The 16,003-nt window shown below is 57.8% G+C and carries 18 protein-coding genes and 1 tRNA gene; 13 read left to right on the plus strand and 6 right to left on the minus strand.

From position 1 onward, the window contains the following. Position 1 precedes the first annotated feature (1 nt). From ACVWVP_RS13680 to ACVWVP_RS13695, 4 genes are all read right to left on the minus strand, one after another. A complete protein-coding gene (locus tag ACVWVP_RS13680) occupies positions 2-931 on the minus strand; it encodes a GGDEF domain-containing protein (RefSeq protein WP_457406466.1) in 930 nt (309 codons plus the stop codon). Between the two features lie 307 nt (positions 932-1,238). Continuing rightward, positions 1,239-2,513, minus strand: a complete 1,275-nt coding sequence (locus ACVWVP_RS13685; RefSeq protein WP_457406469.1) for an MFS transporter — start codon at positions 2,511-2,513, stop codon at positions 1,239-1,241. Positions 2,514-2,568: 55 nt separating this feature from the next. Continuing rightward, positions 2,569-3,723, minus strand: coding sequence for an acyl-CoA dehydrogenase family protein (locus ACVWVP_RS13690; RefSeq protein ID WP_178921417.1), 1,155 nt, complete (start codon positions 3,721-3,723; stop codon positions 2,569-2,571). Between the two features lie 69 nt (positions 3,724-3,792). Continuing rightward, on the minus strand, positions 3,793-4,650 hold the full coding sequence (locus ACVWVP_RS13695; RefSeq protein WP_259173970.1) for an IclR family transcriptional regulator: 858 nt from the start codon (positions 4,648-4,650) through the stop codon (positions 3,793-3,795). Positions 4,651-4,912: 262 nt separating this feature from the next. Between ACVWVP_RS13695 and ACVWVP_RS13700 the strand changes: the two genes are divergently transcribed. The 3 genes from ACVWVP_RS13700 to ACVWVP_RS13710 are packed head-to-tail and all read left to right on the plus strand — an operon-like array spanning position 4,913 to position 8,489. Then, on the plus strand, positions 4,913-5,698 hold the full coding sequence (locus tag ACVWVP_RS13700) for an enoyl-CoA hydratase (RefSeq protein WP_457406472.1): 786 nt from the start codon (positions 4,913-4,915) through the stop codon (positions 5,696-5,698). A gap of 2 nt (positions 5,699-5,700) precedes the next feature. Next, a complete protein-coding gene (locus ACVWVP_RS13705) occupies positions 5,701-7,230 on the plus strand; it encodes a 3-hydroxyacyl-CoA dehydrogenase (RefSeq protein ID WP_457406474.1) in 1,530 nt (509 codons plus the stop codon). Positions 7,231-7,256: 26 nt separating this feature from the next. Then, the gene (locus tag ACVWVP_RS13710) at positions 7,257-8,489 is read left to right on the plus strand and encodes a CaiB/BaiF CoA transferase family protein (RefSeq protein WP_457406477.1); all 1,233 of its coding nucleotides are present in this window, start codon (positions 7,257-7,259) and stop codon (positions 8,487-8,489) included. Here the strand turns inward: ACVWVP_RS13710 and lldD are convergent. Continuing rightward, a complete protein-coding gene (gene lldD / locus ACVWVP_RS13715; protein WP_178921426.1) occupies positions 8,486-9,616 on the minus strand; it encodes an FMN-dependent L-lactate dehydrogenase LldD in 1,131 nt (376 codons plus the stop codon). The two genes, ACVWVP_RS13710 and lldD, sit on opposite strands and share 4 nt — an antisense overlap. Before the next feature lie 100 nt (positions 9,617-9,716). Between lldD and ACVWVP_RS13720 the strand changes: the two genes are divergently transcribed. The 10 genes from ACVWVP_RS13720 to ACVWVP_RS13765 all read left to right on the plus strand — a co-directional run bounded on the left by ACVWVP_RS13720 (position 9,717) and on the right by ACVWVP_RS13765 (position 14,923). Continuing rightward, the gene (locus ACVWVP_RS13720) at positions 9,717-10,613 is read left to right on the plus strand and encodes a LysR family transcriptional regulator (protein ID WP_178921428.1); all 897 of its coding nucleotides are present in this window, start codon (positions 9,717-9,719) and stop codon (positions 10,611-10,613) included. Positions 10,614-10,673: 60 nt separating this feature from the next. Beyond that, positions 10,674-10,749 (plus strand) — tRNA-Asn (locus ACVWVP_RS13725). Positions 10,750-10,881: 132 nt separating this feature from the next. Then, positions 10,882-12,032 (plus strand): IS3 family transposase gene (locus tag ACVWVP_RS13730; RefSeq protein WP_457406479.1). Its coding sequence is split into 2 segments (ribosomal slippage): positions 10,882-11,125 and positions 11,125-12,032, totalling 1,152 coding nucleotides; the frame shifts between segments, so codons are not numbered across the junction. 142 nt (positions 12,033-12,174) lie between these two features. After that, positions 12,175-12,528: a hypothetical protein gene (locus tag ACVWVP_RS13735; protein WP_457406481.1), complete on the plus strand. Its 354-nt coding sequence runs from the start codon at positions 12,175-12,177 to the stop codon at positions 12,526-12,528. Between the two features lie 16 nt (positions 12,529-12,544). After that, complete coding sequence (locus ACVWVP_RS13740; RefSeq protein WP_457406484.1) at positions 12,545-12,847, plus strand: hypothetical protein; 303 nt, start codon at positions 12,545-12,547, stop codon at positions 12,845-12,847. 328 nt (positions 12,848-13,175) lie between these two features. After that, positions 13,176-13,394 carry a hypothetical protein gene (locus ACVWVP_RS13745; RefSeq protein WP_457406486.1) on the plus strand — a complete coding sequence of 73 codons (219 nt, stop codon included), beginning with the start codon at positions 13,176-13,178 and terminating at the stop codon, positions 13,392-13,394. A 93-nt stretch (positions 13,395-13,487) separates the two neighbouring features. Then, complete coding sequence (locus ACVWVP_RS13750; RefSeq protein ID WP_457406489.1) at positions 13,488-13,964, plus strand: hypothetical protein; 477 nt, start codon at positions 13,488-13,490, stop codon at positions 13,962-13,964. A gap of 212 nt (positions 13,965-14,176) precedes the next feature. Then, the gene (locus ACVWVP_RS13755; protein WP_457406492.1) at positions 14,177-14,335 is read left to right on the plus strand and encodes a hypothetical protein; all 159 of its coding nucleotides are present in this window, start codon (positions 14,177-14,179) and stop codon (positions 14,333-14,335) included. Between the two features lie 24 nt (positions 14,336-14,359). Continuing rightward, positions 14,360-14,662, plus strand: coding sequence for a hypothetical protein (locus ACVWVP_RS13760; protein WP_457406493.1), 303 nt, complete (start codon positions 14,360-14,362; stop codon positions 14,660-14,662). A gap of 18 nt (positions 14,663-14,680) precedes the next feature. Continuing rightward, a complete protein-coding gene (locus ACVWVP_RS13765) occupies positions 14,681-14,923 on the plus strand; it encodes a hypothetical protein (RefSeq protein WP_457406496.1) in 243 nt (80 codons plus the stop codon). 155 nt (positions 14,924-15,078) lie between these two features. On the opposite strand, the gene ACVWVP_RS13770 is transcribed toward ACVWVP_RS13765, so the two are convergent. Then, entirely contained in the window at positions 15,079-15,978 is a 900-nt protein-coding gene (locus tag ACVWVP_RS13770; RefSeq protein ID WP_176998601.1) for a LysR substrate-binding domain-containing protein, read from the minus strand. Positions 15,979-16,003 lie beyond the last annotated feature (25 nt).

Genomic DNA, 16,003 nt, shown 5'->3' on the forward strand with positions numbered 1-16,003 from the left:
CTTACCCCGCCATTGCCAAGCGGTTGCGGCCTTCGCGCTTGGCCACGTACAGCGCATTGTCGGCGCGGCGCAGCAAGCTGTCGGCCGTTTCCGCCGCCAACAATGTCGAGCAACCCAGGCTCACCGTCAATTCGATTCGCGTACCGTCCGCCCAATAATCTTGGGCCTGTGCCGCCTGGCGCAGGCGCTCACCGACCATCGCCGCCGCCTCCCGGCCGGTGTTCGACAGCAGGATCAGAAACTCTTCCCCGCCAAAGCGAAACACCATGTCCACATTCCGCAACTGGCTTTTGATTGCTCCGGCCACGGCGCGTAGCACGTTATCGCCGGCAGCATGGCCGTGGGTGTCGTTGATTTTCTTGAAGTGGTCGATGTCCAGCATCAGCAAGGACAGCGGGCTCAGGTGTCGGCGTGCCATGTCGATTTCCCGTTGCAGGGTCTGGTCCATGGCGATGCGGTTACCGGTTTCGGTCAAGGGGTCACGCAGGGCGCTGCGGGTGGCGGCGCGGTAGAGCAGGGCGTTGCGCATCGGGTACAGCAGGGTGGCCAACAACGATTCTAGCTGCCCGAGTTCTTCTTCGACCAAGCGTTGGTTGCGACGGAAAATCAGCTCACCCAGATGCTCGCCTTCATGGCTCAAGGTATAGCTCACCGAGTGATGGCCGCGATGACCAAACTCCAGGCGCAGGTCGCTGGCTTCGTGGCGATAGTGCATGGCATCCAACGGCACCAAGCGTTGAACCTCACGGAAAAACAGGCCGAGGATGCGCTCCGGTTCCAGGCTGGTCTGCAAGTGCAGGCCCAATTGCTGGCGCAATTGAGCGATCGACGCGGGGCGGCGAATGGGGAGGAGGGAAGGCTGACCAAAGCCCAGGCGTTGCAATTTGGCACTGTCGAAGTCAATTGCGTGGGTCTGGGTCGGTGTTTTCATAAGCGATCGGCCTCTAAGCACTTACTGTCTTACAGGCTCGATGAGAGTGGCGAGTGCCAAGCGTCTTACTGTTCCTTCAGTTCCGTAAAACATTGGAAACAGTTTAAACCGCTTTGCCAAGGGTTATAACCCCTGGGTACTGCCGCACGTCTTGTCATCGCTTAACCTGCTTGAAAAAGGTTAGAGCGAGATTCATGCCAAATCGTTGTATAAAAATAAAACCCTTTATAAATCAAGCGACTGTTTTCAGATTCGAAAACAGTCGCTGAATGATGACGCCAGTTATTTGGCAACTAAGCGGGCGGCCTTACTGTTTCTGTGGGTCGAACTGCTTATCGCGAATAAACATCGCGGGGATCACACCACAAATAAAGTACGCGCCCCCCATCACCAGGAAGCCCATGCCGATGGAGCCATGGGACGCCAGGAAACCGATGGCTGCTGGCGCTACGGCCGCGCCAATACGCCCGATGTTGTAGGCCCCGCCCACCGCCGAACCGCGAAATTTCGCCTCGAAGCTTTCAGTCATGTAGGTGGCGTTCACACCATAGGGAATCCCGTACAGGAAGCCGAACACCACCAGCATCCACAGGATGTTCTCAGGGCTCTGGTACAGCACGATCACCGGCAGGAAGATCGCTGTGCCCAAGGCACCGAACGCGAACACGGTGCGCCGGCCCAGGCGGTCGGCCGCGAGGCCGGCGAGGATCTTGCCGAAGATCATCGCCGCGTAGGTGCCGACCATGTAGCTGGTCATCGACTTGAAGTTCATCCCCAATTCGCTTTCCAGGTAGGACGGCATCCAGTTGTTCACGCCGTAGTAGCCGAACTGCAGGAAGCCTGCGGTCAGCGCCCACAACAGGAACATGCGGCTGGCTTTCGGGTCGCTGAAGATCAGCTTGAACATGCCGTCGGGCTTTTTCTGCGTGGCTTGGCGTATGCCGTTGGCTTTCTGCTGGGCGCGTTCAGCCTGGGCAGTGATCCAGGCCTGGGGTTCCGGCACGAGGCGTTGCATGAGCACCGCCAGGATCACCGGGATGATCGCCACGTAGAAGAGCCAGCGCCAGCCGTGCTCCGGCAGGATCCAGCCGGCGAGCAGGGTGGCGACGATGTAGCCCACCGACCAACCGGCTTGCAGCGTACCGAGCACCGTGGTGCGGTAGCGAGTGGGCACGTATTCGGCCATCAGGGTATTGCACGCCACGTAGAGGGCGCCCAGGCCCAGGGAGGCGAAGAACCGTGTGCTCGCGAACTGCCAATAGCTGTGGGTCATGCCCAGCACCGCCGTACCGACGGAAAACAGCAGGATGCTCCACACCACGGTTTTCACCCGGCCGAAACGGTCGCAGGCCCAGCCGCCGTAGATGCCGCCGATGGCCATGCCGGCCAGGGTGAAGCTGCCCAGGCTGCCGGCTTCGACGCTGGTCAGGCCGAACTCGGCTTTCAGGCTGCTGAGGCTGTAGGACAGCAGCATCAGGTCTGCACCATCGATCAACAGGCCGAGGAAGCAGAAGGCGAACACAACAATCCACAGTTTGCTTTTTGCAGGCGACAACGCGCCCGCCGATGCGGCGACTTCCATAGCGATACCTTGTTTGTAGTTGTTAGGGCATTGGGTATGGGTGAAGCGGTGAAACCTAGCGTTGCGCCGCGCGAATCATGTTGCGGGCAATCACCAACTGCTGGATCTGCGTGGTGCCCTCATACAGGCGGAACAAGCGTACATCCCGGTAGAAACGTTCGATGGCGTATTCGCTGATGTAGCCGGCGCCGCCGTGGATCTGCACGCAACGGTCGGCGACGCGGCCGCACATCTCGGTGGCGAACATCTTCGAGCACGAGGCTTCGGTGCCGATGTCCTGGCCTTCGTCACGCTTGCGCGCAGCGTCCAACACCATGCAGCGGGCGGCGTAGATCTCGGCCTTGCTGTCGGCGAGCATCGCCTGGATCAACTGGAACTCGGCGATGGGCTGACCGAACTGCTTGCGTTCGATGGCGTAGTTCAGCGCGTCATTCAACATGCGTTCGGCGGCGCCGACGCTGACGGCGGCGATGTGCAGGCGACCCTTGTCGAGCACCTTCATGGCGGTCTTGAAGCCCACGCCTTCCACGCCGCCAATCAGTTGGCTGGCCGGCACGCGCACGTTGTCGAAAATCACGTCGCTGGTATGGGCACCTTGTTGGCCCATCTTGTGGTCGCGCTTGCCGAGGGACAGGCCGGGAGTATCGCGCTCGACGATAAATGCGCTGATGCCGCCCGAGCCTTTGATCGCCGGGTTTGTGCGCGCCATCACGGTGAAAATGCCGGCGTGGGGCGCGTTGGTGATAAAGCGCTTGGTGCCGTTGATCACGTAGTGGTCACCCTCGCGCACGGCAGTGGTTTTCAACGAGGCGGCGTCGGAGCCGGAGTCGGGTTCGGTGAGGCAGAACGAACTGAGCAACTCGCCGCTGGCCAGCAACGGCAGGTAGTGTTCCTTCTGTGCGTCGGTGCCGTCGAGCAGGATGCCGATGGACCCGATGCCATTGTTGGTGCCGAAATAGGAACGGAAGGCCGGGGAGGTGCGCCCCAGTTCAAAGGCGATGGTCACCTCTTCTTCCATGGTCAGGCCAAGGCCGCCGTAGGCTTCGGGAATGGTCAGGCCGAACAGGCCCATGTCCTGGAACTGGCTGACGATGTCCGCCGGGATGTCATCGGTCTCGGCGACTTCGTTTTCCCGTGGGATCAGCGCTTCATCGACGAACTGCGCGATGGCGTCCACCAGGATATGAAGCGTTTGTGCGTCTCGGATCATGTGCATTCCTCAGCGGCCCGTTCGGCGGGCCTGTTATCGTCGATCTGCCGAGGCCATGCACCGGTCCAGCTAGCGGGTGGCGGCCTCGATGTTGTTCACCATGTGCTTGAGGCGTGGGCCGATGTCGTCTTCGAGTTTCTCCCGCGAGAGGTGGAAACTCGGTCCGCCACAGTTGAACGCCAGCAAGCCGTGTTGTGCGTGTCGCAGTGGTACGGCGATGGCGTTGACATCGCGGTGCCACTCACCGATCGACATGCAATAGCCGAAATCGGTGTAGTCCCGGAAGGCGCGTTCCAGCCCCTTGCGGATGTTCGGCCAGTCCTCCAGATGGCGCTGGCGGATGTGGTCGAGAATGAACTCCCGCTCGTTTTCCGGCATTGCTGCCAGGCAGGCGCGGCCTGCTGAACTCAAGTGCAACGGCAACCGCGTGCCGACCTGGCGGCGCATGGTCATGTTCGCTTCACCCTGGACCACGTCCAGGTACACCGCATCAAGGCGGTCCCGGGTGGCCATTGCGACGGCGGCCTGGGCGTACTTGGCCATGGTCTCCATCAACGGATGGGCCACAGCCCGGATCGACAGGTTCGACAACATGGCGTAACCGAAGGCCATCACCCCCACGTCCAGCTGATACCGACCCGACTGCGGCATTTGCTTGAGATAACCCAAGCGCGTCAGTGTGTGGGTCATCCGCGTGATCGTCGGCTTTGGCAGCCCGGTCTTGCGCGCCAGTTCCTGGTTGCCCAGCACACTCTCGCTCGGCGTGAAGCAACGCAGCAGTTCCAGGCCGCGCGCCAGGGCGGTGACGAACTGACGGTCCTTGTCTTCCTCCTCATCGTTGTTCATCGGATCAATCAACACATGCTCGAAGGCGGTGTTGCCTGCAGGCACTTCGGTGCTGTCCGCATCCAGGTTTCGACGGCGCATGGTAAGCCTCATTTTTTTATAAAATCAACAAAACAAAATAGTATTCCGCACAGCGAAACTAAGCAAGTTTTCGAAACCTGCACCTGGCGACTGATAAATACCTTTAAAACAAAGGTTTATAGGCCGTTTTCAAATGTGTTCTGGTTTTTACGTTTACACCTGCAGAGTCGATACCTATGATTATCGATAAATACGGAATGTTATTTCGCATAGCGAAACAAATAACAATCCCACTAACAAGAACGTTGCAGCAGGAGTGAATGTGACCAGCGCAAACCCATCTGTGGTGACCCTCGACGTCCATGACAATGGCGTGGCCGTAGTACGTATCCACCGCCCCGAGGTGAAAAACGCCCTCAATGCCCAGGTGCGCGAAGCACTGGCCGAGCACTTTCGTGACTTGGCCAAGCGTCGGGAGGTGCGTGCCATCGTGCTCACTGGTGGCGAGCAATTTTTCGTGGCCGGCGCGGACATCAAGGAGTTCGCCAGCGCAGGCGCGATCGACATGTACCGTCGCCACACCGAGTACCTGTGGGAAGCCATCAGCCGCTGCCCCAAGCCGGTGATTGCGGCGGTCAACGGATTTGCCCTGGGCGGTGGGTGCGAATTGGCAATGCACTGCGACCTGATCGTGGCCGGCGAGTCGGCGCGCTTTGCCCAGCCGGAAGTGAAGTTGGGCCTGATGCCGGGGGCGGGCGGCACCCAACGCTTGATTCGGGCGGTGGGCAAATTCCAGGCGATGCGCATTGCGCTCACTGGCTGCATGGTGAGTGCGCCGGAAGCCCTGGCCATCGGCATGCTCAGCGAGATGGTCCCTGACCACCAGACACTGCCCCGCGCACTCGAATTGGCCGCGCAGATCGCTGCCTTGCCGCCCTTGGCGGTGGAGCAGATCAAGGAAGTGATGTTGGCCGGCGCCGACTTGCCGCTGGAAAGCGCCTTGGTGCTGGAGCGCAAGGCGTTCCAATTGCTGTTCGATTCCAAGGACCAGAAGGAGGGCGCCGCCGCGTTTTTCGAGAAGCGCACGCCGCACTACCGGGGGGAATAAGCATGAGCCACACGATCAATACCTTGGGCCTCGTGGGCACCGGCGTCATGGGCGCCGGCATTGCGCAGATCGCCGCCCAGGCGGGCGTGACGGTACGGTTGTTCGATGCGCGTGAAGGTGCTGCGCAATCGGCACGGGAAAACCTCGGCGCGACATTCGCCAAGCTGGTGGGCAAGGGCAAGATCAGCCAGGCGGTGATGGATGGGGCACTCGCTAACCTGCAGATCGCTGGCGTGATCAACGATCTGAAGGATTGCGACCTCATCGTCGAAGCCATCGTGGAAAACCTCGACGCCAAGCGCGGCCTGTTGCAACAGCTGGAAGGCATCGTCAGCCCGACCTGCATCCTGGCCACCAACACCTCTTCACTGTCGGTCACGGCCATCGCCACCGGTTGCCAGCGCCCCGAGCGTGTGGCCGGGCTGCACTTCTTCAACCCGGTGCCGTTGATGCGTGTCGTGGAGATCATCGACGGCCTGGCCACCACGCCAGCCGTTGGCGATGCCTTGCTGGCCCTGGTTGCCCGCATCGGCCATCGCGGTGTGCGCGCCAAGGACACCCCCGGTTTCATCGTCAACCACGCCGGTCGCGCCTACGGCACCGAAGCCTTGAAGATGCTCGACGAGGGCATTGCCGAGCGCGGTGATATCGACCGCATCCTGCGTGACGGCGCCGGGTTTCGCATGGGGCCGCTGGAGTTGCTGGACCTCACAGGTTTGGACGTGTCCCACCCGGTGATGGAGTCGATCTATAACCAGTTCTACCAGGAGCCGCGCTACCGGCCATCTGCCCTGACCCGGCAGATGTTGGTGGCGGGTCGCCTGGGGCGCAAGACGGGGCAGGGCTTCTATCACTATGAAAACGGCCAGCTCATCAACGGCCCGCAACCTCAGCCGGTGCCCACGGTACAGCCGCAGCCACCCGTGTGGATCGCCACCGAGAACAGCGAAGACTACGAGCGCCTGAGCGCCTTGGTGATCGACCTCGGCGCCCATCTGGAGCATGCCGCGCAGCCGTCGGCCCAGGCACTGTGCCTGCTGGCGCCGTACGGCCGTGACGCCACCAGCGCCTGCGTGCGTTTCGACACCGACCCGGCGCGCACCCTGTGCATCGACCTGCTGACGGACCTGTCGCGTCATCGCACCCTGATGCAAAACCCGCTCACATCCCCCGCCATGCGCGACGCTGCCCATGCCTTGCTGGCAGCGGATGGAGTAGGGGTGACGGTGATCGGTGACAGCGTGGGTTTTGTCGCCCAGCGCACCTTGGCCATGGTGGTCAACCTGGCCTGCGATATTGCCCAGCAGCGCATCGCCAGCGTCGACGATATCGACCAGGCGGTGCACCTGGGCTTGGGCTATCCACAGGGCCCGCTGGCCTGGGGCGATGCCCTAGGGCCACGGCGCCTCCTCACGATTTTGCAGCGCATGAGCGAACTCACCCACGACCCGCGCTACCGCCCCAGCCCCTGGCTGCGGCGGCGGGCGATGCTGGGTGTTTCCCTGCGCCATGAAGAGCCGACTGCCGGCTGATTTGCCAACCTCACAGGATAAGAACAATGGGTGCTTTGACAGGTTTGCGAGTATTGGATTTAAGCCGGGTGTTGGCCGGCCCCTGGTGTGGGCAAGTGTTGGCGGACCTGGGTGCGGAAGTGGTGAAGATCGAGCGCCCTCAAAGCGGTGACGACACCCGTGGTTGGGGCCCGCCCTGGATGAAGACCGACACCGGCGAGTCGTCCGGCGAGGCGTCGTATTATCAATCGACCAATCGCGGCAAGTTATCCGTGGCCATCGACCTGGCCAGCCCTGAAGGCCAGGAGCTGGTGCGGGCGCTGGCGGCCAGTTCCGATGTGCTGATCGAGAACTACAAGGCCGGCTCCCTGGCGCGCTACGGCCTGGACTACGCGACCTTGGCCGAGATCAACCCGCGCCTGGTGTACTGCTCCATCACCGGCTTCGGCCAGACCGGCCCGCGTGCCGAAGAGCCGGGTTATGACTTCATCATCCAGGGCATCGGCGGCTTGATGAGCATCACCGGCGAGCGTGATGACTTGCCGGGCGGCGGTCCGCAAAAAGTCGGCGTGGCGTTTTCCGACCTGATGACCGGCCTGTATTCCACCGTGGCGATCCAGGCCGCGCTGCTCAGCCGGGAGCGCACTGGCGTCGGTCAGTACATTGATATGGCATTGCTGGATGTGCAGGTCGCCACCTTGGCCAACCAAAGCATGAACTACCTGGCCTCGGGCAAGGTGCCGCAGCGCTACGGCAATGCCCACGCCAATATCGTGCCGTACCAGGTGTTCCGCGCCGCCGACCGCGACTTCATTATTGCCTGCGGCAACGACAGCCAGTTTATCGCCCTGTGCCAGAGCATCGGTTTGCCGCACTTGCCGGATGACCCGCGCTTTCGCCGCAATGCCGACCGCGTGGCCCACCGTGAAGAAATCGTGGCGTTGCTTTCGGCGCACTTCCTCGGGCGCAGCGCCGATGAGTGGGTGGCCTGCATTCACGCCTCGAAAGTGCCGGTGGGGGCGATCAACTCCATCGCGCAATCCCTGGAAGAACCCCAGGTGATTGCGCGCAATCTGATGGTGAAGATTCCCCACCCGCAGAACCCGGACTTCGCCATGGTCGGCAGCCCGATCAAGATGTCCGGCACCCCCGTGGAATACCTGCGGCCGGCGCCGAGGCTGGGGCAGCACACCGACGATATCCTCGGGCAGCGCTTGGGCCTGTCAGCCGAGCAACTGGCCCAGCTCAAGGCCCGTGGGATCGTCGAGCAGCAGGGCTAGACCAGCGTCGAGCGGTCGATCTGCGCGATGGAGGTGACCCCGGTAAGGGTCATCGCCACGCGCATTTCCTTGGCGAAGATGTCCAGCAGGTTTTCCACGCCGCTCTGGCCATCGGCGGCCAGCGCGTAGGCGGTGGCGCGGCCCAGCAAGCACGCCTTGGCACCCAGGGCGAGCATGCGCACCACATCGAGCCCGGAGCGGATGCCCGAATCCACCAGCACCGTGAGGTCATCGCCCACCACGTCGGCAATCGGCGGCAAGGCCTTGGCGGTGGAGAGCACGCCGTCCAGCTGGCGGCCGCCGTGGTTGGACACCACAATGCCGTCGGCGCCGAAGCTCACCGCGTCCTTGGCGTCTTGCGGGTCGAGGATGCCCTTGATGATCATCGGGCCCTTCCAGAACTCGCGGATCCACTCCAGGTCTTTCCAGCTGATGGACGCGTCGAAATTATTCGCCAGCCAGCCGATGTAGTCTTCCAGGTGCGTAGGTTTGCCCAGGTACTTGGAGATGTTGCCCAGGTCGTGAGGGCGGCCCATCACGCCCACATCGAAGGCCCATTGCGGCTTGGTGACGGCCTGCAACATGCGCCGTGAAGCCGCGAACGGCCCGGACATGCCCGAGTGCGCATCCCGATAACGTGCGCCTGGGGTCGGCATGTCGACGGTAAATACCAGGGTGGTCACGCCCGCCGCTTGCGCACGCTCCAGCGCATTGCGCATGAAACCGCGGTCCTTGAGCACATAGAGCTGGAACCAGATCGCCCGGGCGCTTTGTGACGCCACTTCTTCAATCGGGCACACCGACACGGTCGACAGGCAGAACGGAATGCCCTTGTTTGCCGCCGCCTTCGCCGCCTGCACTTCACCGCGTCGCGCGTACATGCCGGTCAGGCCCACGGGGCTGAGGATCACCGGCATGTCCAGTTCCTGGCCGAACAGCGTGGTTTTGAGGCTCAGGTTGTCGACGTTGCGCAGGATGCGCTGGCGCAGGCTGATCTCGGCCAGGTCCGAACTGTTCGCGCGCAGCGTGTGTTCGGCGTAGGCGCCGCCGTCGATGTAGTCGAACAGAAAGCGCGGCAGCTTGCGCTGGGCGGCTGCGCGGTAGTCGGAGGCGGACGAAATGATCATGAACAGTGGCTCCACAAGGCAAGGTGGCTCAGGATAGGCAAACTTCTGGCATGATAAAAACAACTTTTATCGCTAGTAGCCAGTCGCGAAAGGAATACCGATGAACCTCAGAACATTACGCGCCTTTGTCGAGGTGGTGCGCCAAGGCGGTTTCTCCCAGGCGGCTGAAGTGGTGTCGTTGACTCAGTCGACGGTGAGCAAGGCGGTCAAGACCCTGGAAGACGAACTGGGCGTGCCGCTGCTCAATCGCCTGGGGCATCGCAACGAACTCACCGCAGCCGGCGAAATCGCCTACCGCCGCGCCCTGGTGCTGCTTGCCGAGCGCAACGACCTGGTCGCTGAAATCAACGACCTGCGCGACCTCAAGCGCGGCCTGCTGCGCATCGGCTTGCCACCGGTGGGCTGCGGTGTGTTGTTTGCGGCGATGTTCGCCACTTACCGCAGCCGCTACCCTGACATCGAAATCGAACTCACCGAATACGGCAGCAAAAAACTGCGCGAATGCCTGGAAGCGGGGGAGATCGACCTGGCGGCGCTCTTGTTGCCTATAGATGAAGGCTTCGACTATCAGCCGGTGCGCAACGAGCCGTTGATGGCAGTACTGCCCGTGAGCCACCCGCTGGCGCAGCGCACACGTATCGACTTCACCGACCTCGCGGATTCGCCGTTTATTCTGTTCGAAGCCGGTTTTGCCCTGAACGCCAAGATCCTCGCCGCCTGTGAGCGCAAAGGTGTCACGCCCCGGGTGACCGCCCGCAGCGGGCAGATCGACTTTATCGTCGACCTGGTGTCCGCCGGGCTGGGCGTCGCCTTCCTGCCGCGCATGCTCGCCCACAAACACCAGCACCCGGGCATCGCCCTGATCCCCCTGGACGAACCCCACACCGACTGGCACATCGCCCTGGCCTGGCGCGCCAGCGCCCACCTGCCACCGGCCGCGCTGGCCTGGTTGGAGTTGGCCAGGGAACACCCGCTTTCAACCGGCCATCCGGTTTAATCGACCCAATTGCCAGAGAAAGCTTGACTTCCCCTTTTTAATCAGTAACATACGGCGCATTCCGCGATAGCTCAGTTGGTAGAGCAAATGACTGTTAATCATTGGGTCCCTGGTTCGAGTCCAGGTCGTGGAGCCAGATAGAGAAAAGCCTGCAGAGATGCAGGCTTTTTTTTGCCTTGGATTTCTCCGGGGCGATCAAAGCGCACTGAATCGCCCCGGGTTTCCTAGACACCTCTTTGCCTTAAACTGAGGCCTATTAGGAGGTGCCATGAGCAACCCGCGTTACCCCGAAGAATTCAAAATACAAGCGGTCAATCAAGTGACCGAAAAGAAGCTGCCTGTCGCTGATGTGGCGGCCCGTCTCGGCGTGTCGACGCATAGCCTCTATGCCTGGATAAAGCGCTACAGCAAACCTCAAGAAAAACGGCAGCAAGACGAAGATCAGCACGCTGAATTGCGTCGTCTGCGAGCCGAACTAAAGCGTGTTACTGAAGAGCGAGACATCTTAAAAAAGGCCGCCGCGTACTTTGCCAAGGAGTGCGGTTGAAGTACGCCTTTATCAAGCAGCGAGCCGGCGACTATTCCATTCGACGGCGTTGCCTGACGCTGAAAGTCCATCCCAGCGGCTATTACGCATGGTTGTCTGAGCCGCAATCTGCACGTGCTAAAGACGACCAGCGACTGCTGGGTTTGATCAAGCATTCCTGGCTGGAGAGCGGCGGCGTTTATGGCTATCGCAAAATCCATGACGATCTGCGCGAGGTCGGTGAAGTTTGCGGGCGCCATCGTGTGGCAAGGCTGATGCGTCTTGAAGGGCTGCGCTCTCAGACAGGTTATCGACGCCGCCCTGGAAAGTACGGCGATAAGCCAGCGGTCGCTTCACCCAACTTGCTGAAGCGCCAGTTCGATGTCGTAGAACCCAACAAGGTTTGGGTCACCGACATCACCTACATTCGTACCTATGAAGGCTGGCTGTATTTGGCAGTGGTGCTGGATCTGTTTTCTCGTCAGGTCGTTGGCTGGTCAATGAAGTCGCAGATGACCAGTGATTTGGCCATTGATGCGTTGTTGATGGCGGTTTGGAGGCGTAAACCGAAGCAAGAGGTGATGGTTCATTCCGACCAGGGCAGCCAGTACAGCAGTTCCGATTGGCGCAGCTTTTTGAAGGCAAACAATTTGGTTGCCAGCATGAGTCGTCGAGGCAACTGTCATGATAACGCCGTGGCCGAGAGCTTTTTCCAGCTTCTGAAACGAGAACGGATCAAGCGGAAAATTTACACCAGACGTGAAGATGCTCGTAGCGATGTGTTCGATTACATCGAAATGTTCTACAACTCAAAACGTCGACATGGTTTCAACAATCAGCTGTCACCGGTAGAGTTTGAAAAGCGTCACGCAATGAGCTTGCAAGGTGTCTAGAGAACCCGGGGCGATTCAGCCTATGGAATGAGTTTCTATATCCCTGGAATTGGCAATGAAGGTGATGATTCGATAGTTGAGAGTGTTTATATCGATTTATCCTTTACGGACGTCTCGTCTGTACATCAATTTAAGGACTAATATGAAAATTGATTTCTTTGTAGAAAATTCAATGGGTGATCCAACACCCTGGTGCCGCACGGATGTGGTGGGGCCTGACCAAGTCGATCTTCTTGCATGCCTCTTGCTTGACGATGGAGGACTGTCTTTAGGGCACACTATTTCTTGGCTGGATGAGGGGTTGAGCCGAGTAATGTCTGTGAGAGACGCGCAGCAAGCCTTTGTTGACTGGTGGCGTGAAACGTGGGGTGCCGATATTTACAATAAAGAGGTTAAAATCTATTCACTTCATGATGAGACGTTCGCAGTCACAATTAGTCTGGATGACTTCGAAAAGGCTTTGCGGGATTGGAAGGCGTTCCTTTTGTCATTTTAGTAATGAGGAGACAGAGTTGGTTGACGAAGACTTTGAGTTGGTAAAGCAAATTTTTACGATCGTTGAATCGGGTATTGTTCATGGTTATGACGCCTTCATCTACAAGGTTGAGATGGGGCCAGGTTGTATGGAGTCTGAACTTTCTATTCAGAATAATGGTGTTGTAGTCAATGATGCCGAGAATGATTTTGATGGTTTTGCGCTGTTTGAGCTAGCGACGCAGCTTAGGGAGAATGCAGTGAGACGCGGTGAGGATTGGCGATTCTTTGCAATGTCTTATATTCGCGGTGGTGAAGTGAAAAGTAATTTTAAGTATTGAGTCAGTGGTGTGAAGGATGGGAATGTTTAGCTGACTAGCTTGCCGTGGGCAAACGCATATAAGTTCAGATTTTTTTTGCCTGATTCGGTCACTATTGCTGTCAGTGGTATCTGATTAGAGAGGTTGGGTGGTTTCTAAGGGAGGGGAAATGAACATTCCAAATAAGCAACCGAAAGAAAAGTTTCGAGTTTATAAACGGCGGATCAGGTGCGGCGCTTTAGGGATTGGCCGGTAAGTTAAGCGGTCGATCAGATTATAATACTGGCTTTGCGGCTCGATCCTCTCGCAAGCTGCAAAAAAATCAAGCAAAAAGTGTAGAGTAGTCCAAATGAAATCCTACGATTTATACAGCGCAAAGGAAATTAGCCTGGACGTCGCTAGAGATCAGATCGAGGAATCTTTGGGGATTGCTCTTGAAGAAAGAAATAGTATTTATCAAGGAGGTGTTTACTATCGTTTGCGTAATAGCTACTCTGGAAACGTTGTGCTGAAAAATAACCTCGACCCGTTTGATAGCGAGGCGGTAGAACACGAATTTCCCAACTGACTTATTCTTTTGTATGTGAATGCAACGGAACGCTCTTCTGAGTTTTTCATAAACTAAAAGGAAATTTTATTTTGCTTCGCATGAGGAGTTAGATTGACTTCAAACGTATTGACGGGGCTGCAGATGGATGACGAGTTTCTGGAGGTAAATGACCTGGATTGGTTTGCATCTTATCGGGATGGAGCACTTGCGCATTTTGCTACTGCGGGGCATGGCTTTGTCCCCGACTCTGTTCGGGTTTCAATGTCAAAATATGAATTGGTATATGATTATTTTCATTCGTTAACCGAGGTTTTTGAGTGCGAAATTGAAGAGAGTCATCTTGAATTTTTTGAGTCTGAGGCTAAGCGTGAACGCTATTTACGGTCGTTTGTTTCGATGGCTAAGAAAGGGTTGTATAGCTATGACGCTGAGAGCGAAGGTTACACGCTAATCGCTAAGCCTAGAGGTGGGTTGAAACTTGTTGACTTGCCGAAAGAGATCAAAGCTGCTCTTGGGACAATTTCAGTTGATTTTTCAGATAATATCAAAATTATAAAGAGTTTTTCTGTAGAGTGGCGCCTAGAGTAAGTTTGTCCGAATTGTTTTTGGCTAGAACTCTGGCCTTCAAGAGTTTTGTATTGTTTTTTTGGAACTCCCAGAGAGGGTGCGATAGTGTTTACAGTACAACGTCACTCGCTAGATAGGGCAGCATGATAGATTCGATAACCGGCCAAAAAATCTTCCTGATCGAACACCCTACGTATGGTCCCTATGTTCGCGTGTCGAGCTACGAAGACAGTATGGATCTTGAAGACTTGCTAGATGACAAGTATTACGTACCTTACTGGATCGGCAAGCCCAAAGACTTACAGTTTCTCGGAGGGGCTGAGTACTATTTTGGCCCGGTGGTAGATGTGGAAAAGCTGCAAGCAATACTTGACTTGATCGATTCGGATTAATCGCGAGCTAAAATAGGGGGGCGTATGATTCGCAGTGTGTCTGGTAATCGGGTTCTTGTATGTGTAGATCTGACATATGGACCTTATTTTGAGATGGTGGCAGACGCTGAGCCGCTTTGGTTAGAGGCTATCCTTCAAGGACGATTTTATATTCCTTATTGGGTCGTTAAGAAAAAGTCTGAAGAAACCCCTACGAAGCTGGCTTATCATTTCGGTGCTGCTGCTGATCCAGAAAAATTACAGAAAATTTTAGATATGATTGATTTTGAAAGAAAATCTATCTTTCAAGGTGGCGGCATTGTATTGCGTTGGCCAGGGAAATGTTAGCAGTTGGGAGCGAAGTCTATGCAGAGAATTAATTGCATCAATGGAAGTGAAGCAGTGATGCTGCTTATTATCGAGCCCTGGGCTGAAGAATACCTGATTGAGCCTGGAGCGTCAGTTGACATTGTTGGGCAAGGAGGGTGTTTTGAAACGGGATTCGAGGTGGAGCATGTTGATAAAGGTATGATTGTCTATGGCTGGGAAGGATCTATAGTCTCTGTCTTTTCGAATGGAGAAATAGTTGAGCCTGGTTTTCAACAGTAATGGGTCATGATAGTTGTCCGGCGTGACTAACTTTCGTGTTACAAGTGCGCTAGCAATTAGCAAGTTCGGGTTAGAGCGCCTCAGTACTTTTTAAGCGCCTGCGTCCCAGAAGACGTATCACCAGCGGTTTCAACGAGATTTCAGCCGCACTCTATTCAGAGCCCCTCCAACGCCCGCCACAACTTCCTCATCGTCGGATTCTGATTCTCCACCGCGCAATACGAGCGAATCTCCAACCGCGTACTCCATTCCTCCCCACCAGCCCTTACCAGCACGCCTCGCTCCAATTCATCCACCACCGCACTCTGCGGCAACCACGCCACGCCATAGCCCTCGATGGCCATGCGCATCAACAACATCGCCATATCCGCCTCATAACAGCGCTCCAGCACAACGGGTGACGGCCCGTTCTTGATCACGATTTCAGCCACACGCCCCAAAAAAGTCGTCGCGGTGTACGCCAAATGCGGCACCGGTTTGCCGGCCGTTCCGGGCAAGCGGTACAGCGGGCGACCGCGTTTATCCGGAGCACACAACGGGATAAACGCATCATGTCCCAGGGCCAGGCTGCCAAAGCGTTGCGGGTCGAGCAGGATCGGCGCCAGCGGGTGGTGGTAGACGATCATCAGGTCGCAGCTGCCTTCTTCCAGCGCGATCACCGCGTCATGAATATTCGCGGCAACCACGCGCGCATTGAATTGTTCGGTCTGGCGCTGAAACTGCGCCAGCCATTTGGGCAGGAAGGTCATCGACAGGCTGTGTCCCGCTGTCACCTGGATCGAGCGCCCAGGCATGCGTTCCACTTCGCGCAGGCTGGCGCGCAGGCGCATCAGGCCGGCGAGGGCGTCACGGCTTTCGGTGCAGAAGGCTTGGCCGGCGGCGGTGAGTTGCACCGGGTAGGTGCCTCGGTCGACCAGTTCGGCGCCCACCCATTCTTCCAGTGAGCGGATGCGCCGCGACAACGCCGATTGGGTCACGCATCGCACTTCGGCGGCGCGGGAGAAATTCTTCCACTCGGCGATGGCCAAGAGGTCGTCCAACCATTTGATCTGCATGCCCGGTCTCCAGGGTGTGAGCCTT

This window comes from Pseudomonas sp. TE24901, assembly GCF_054058375.1.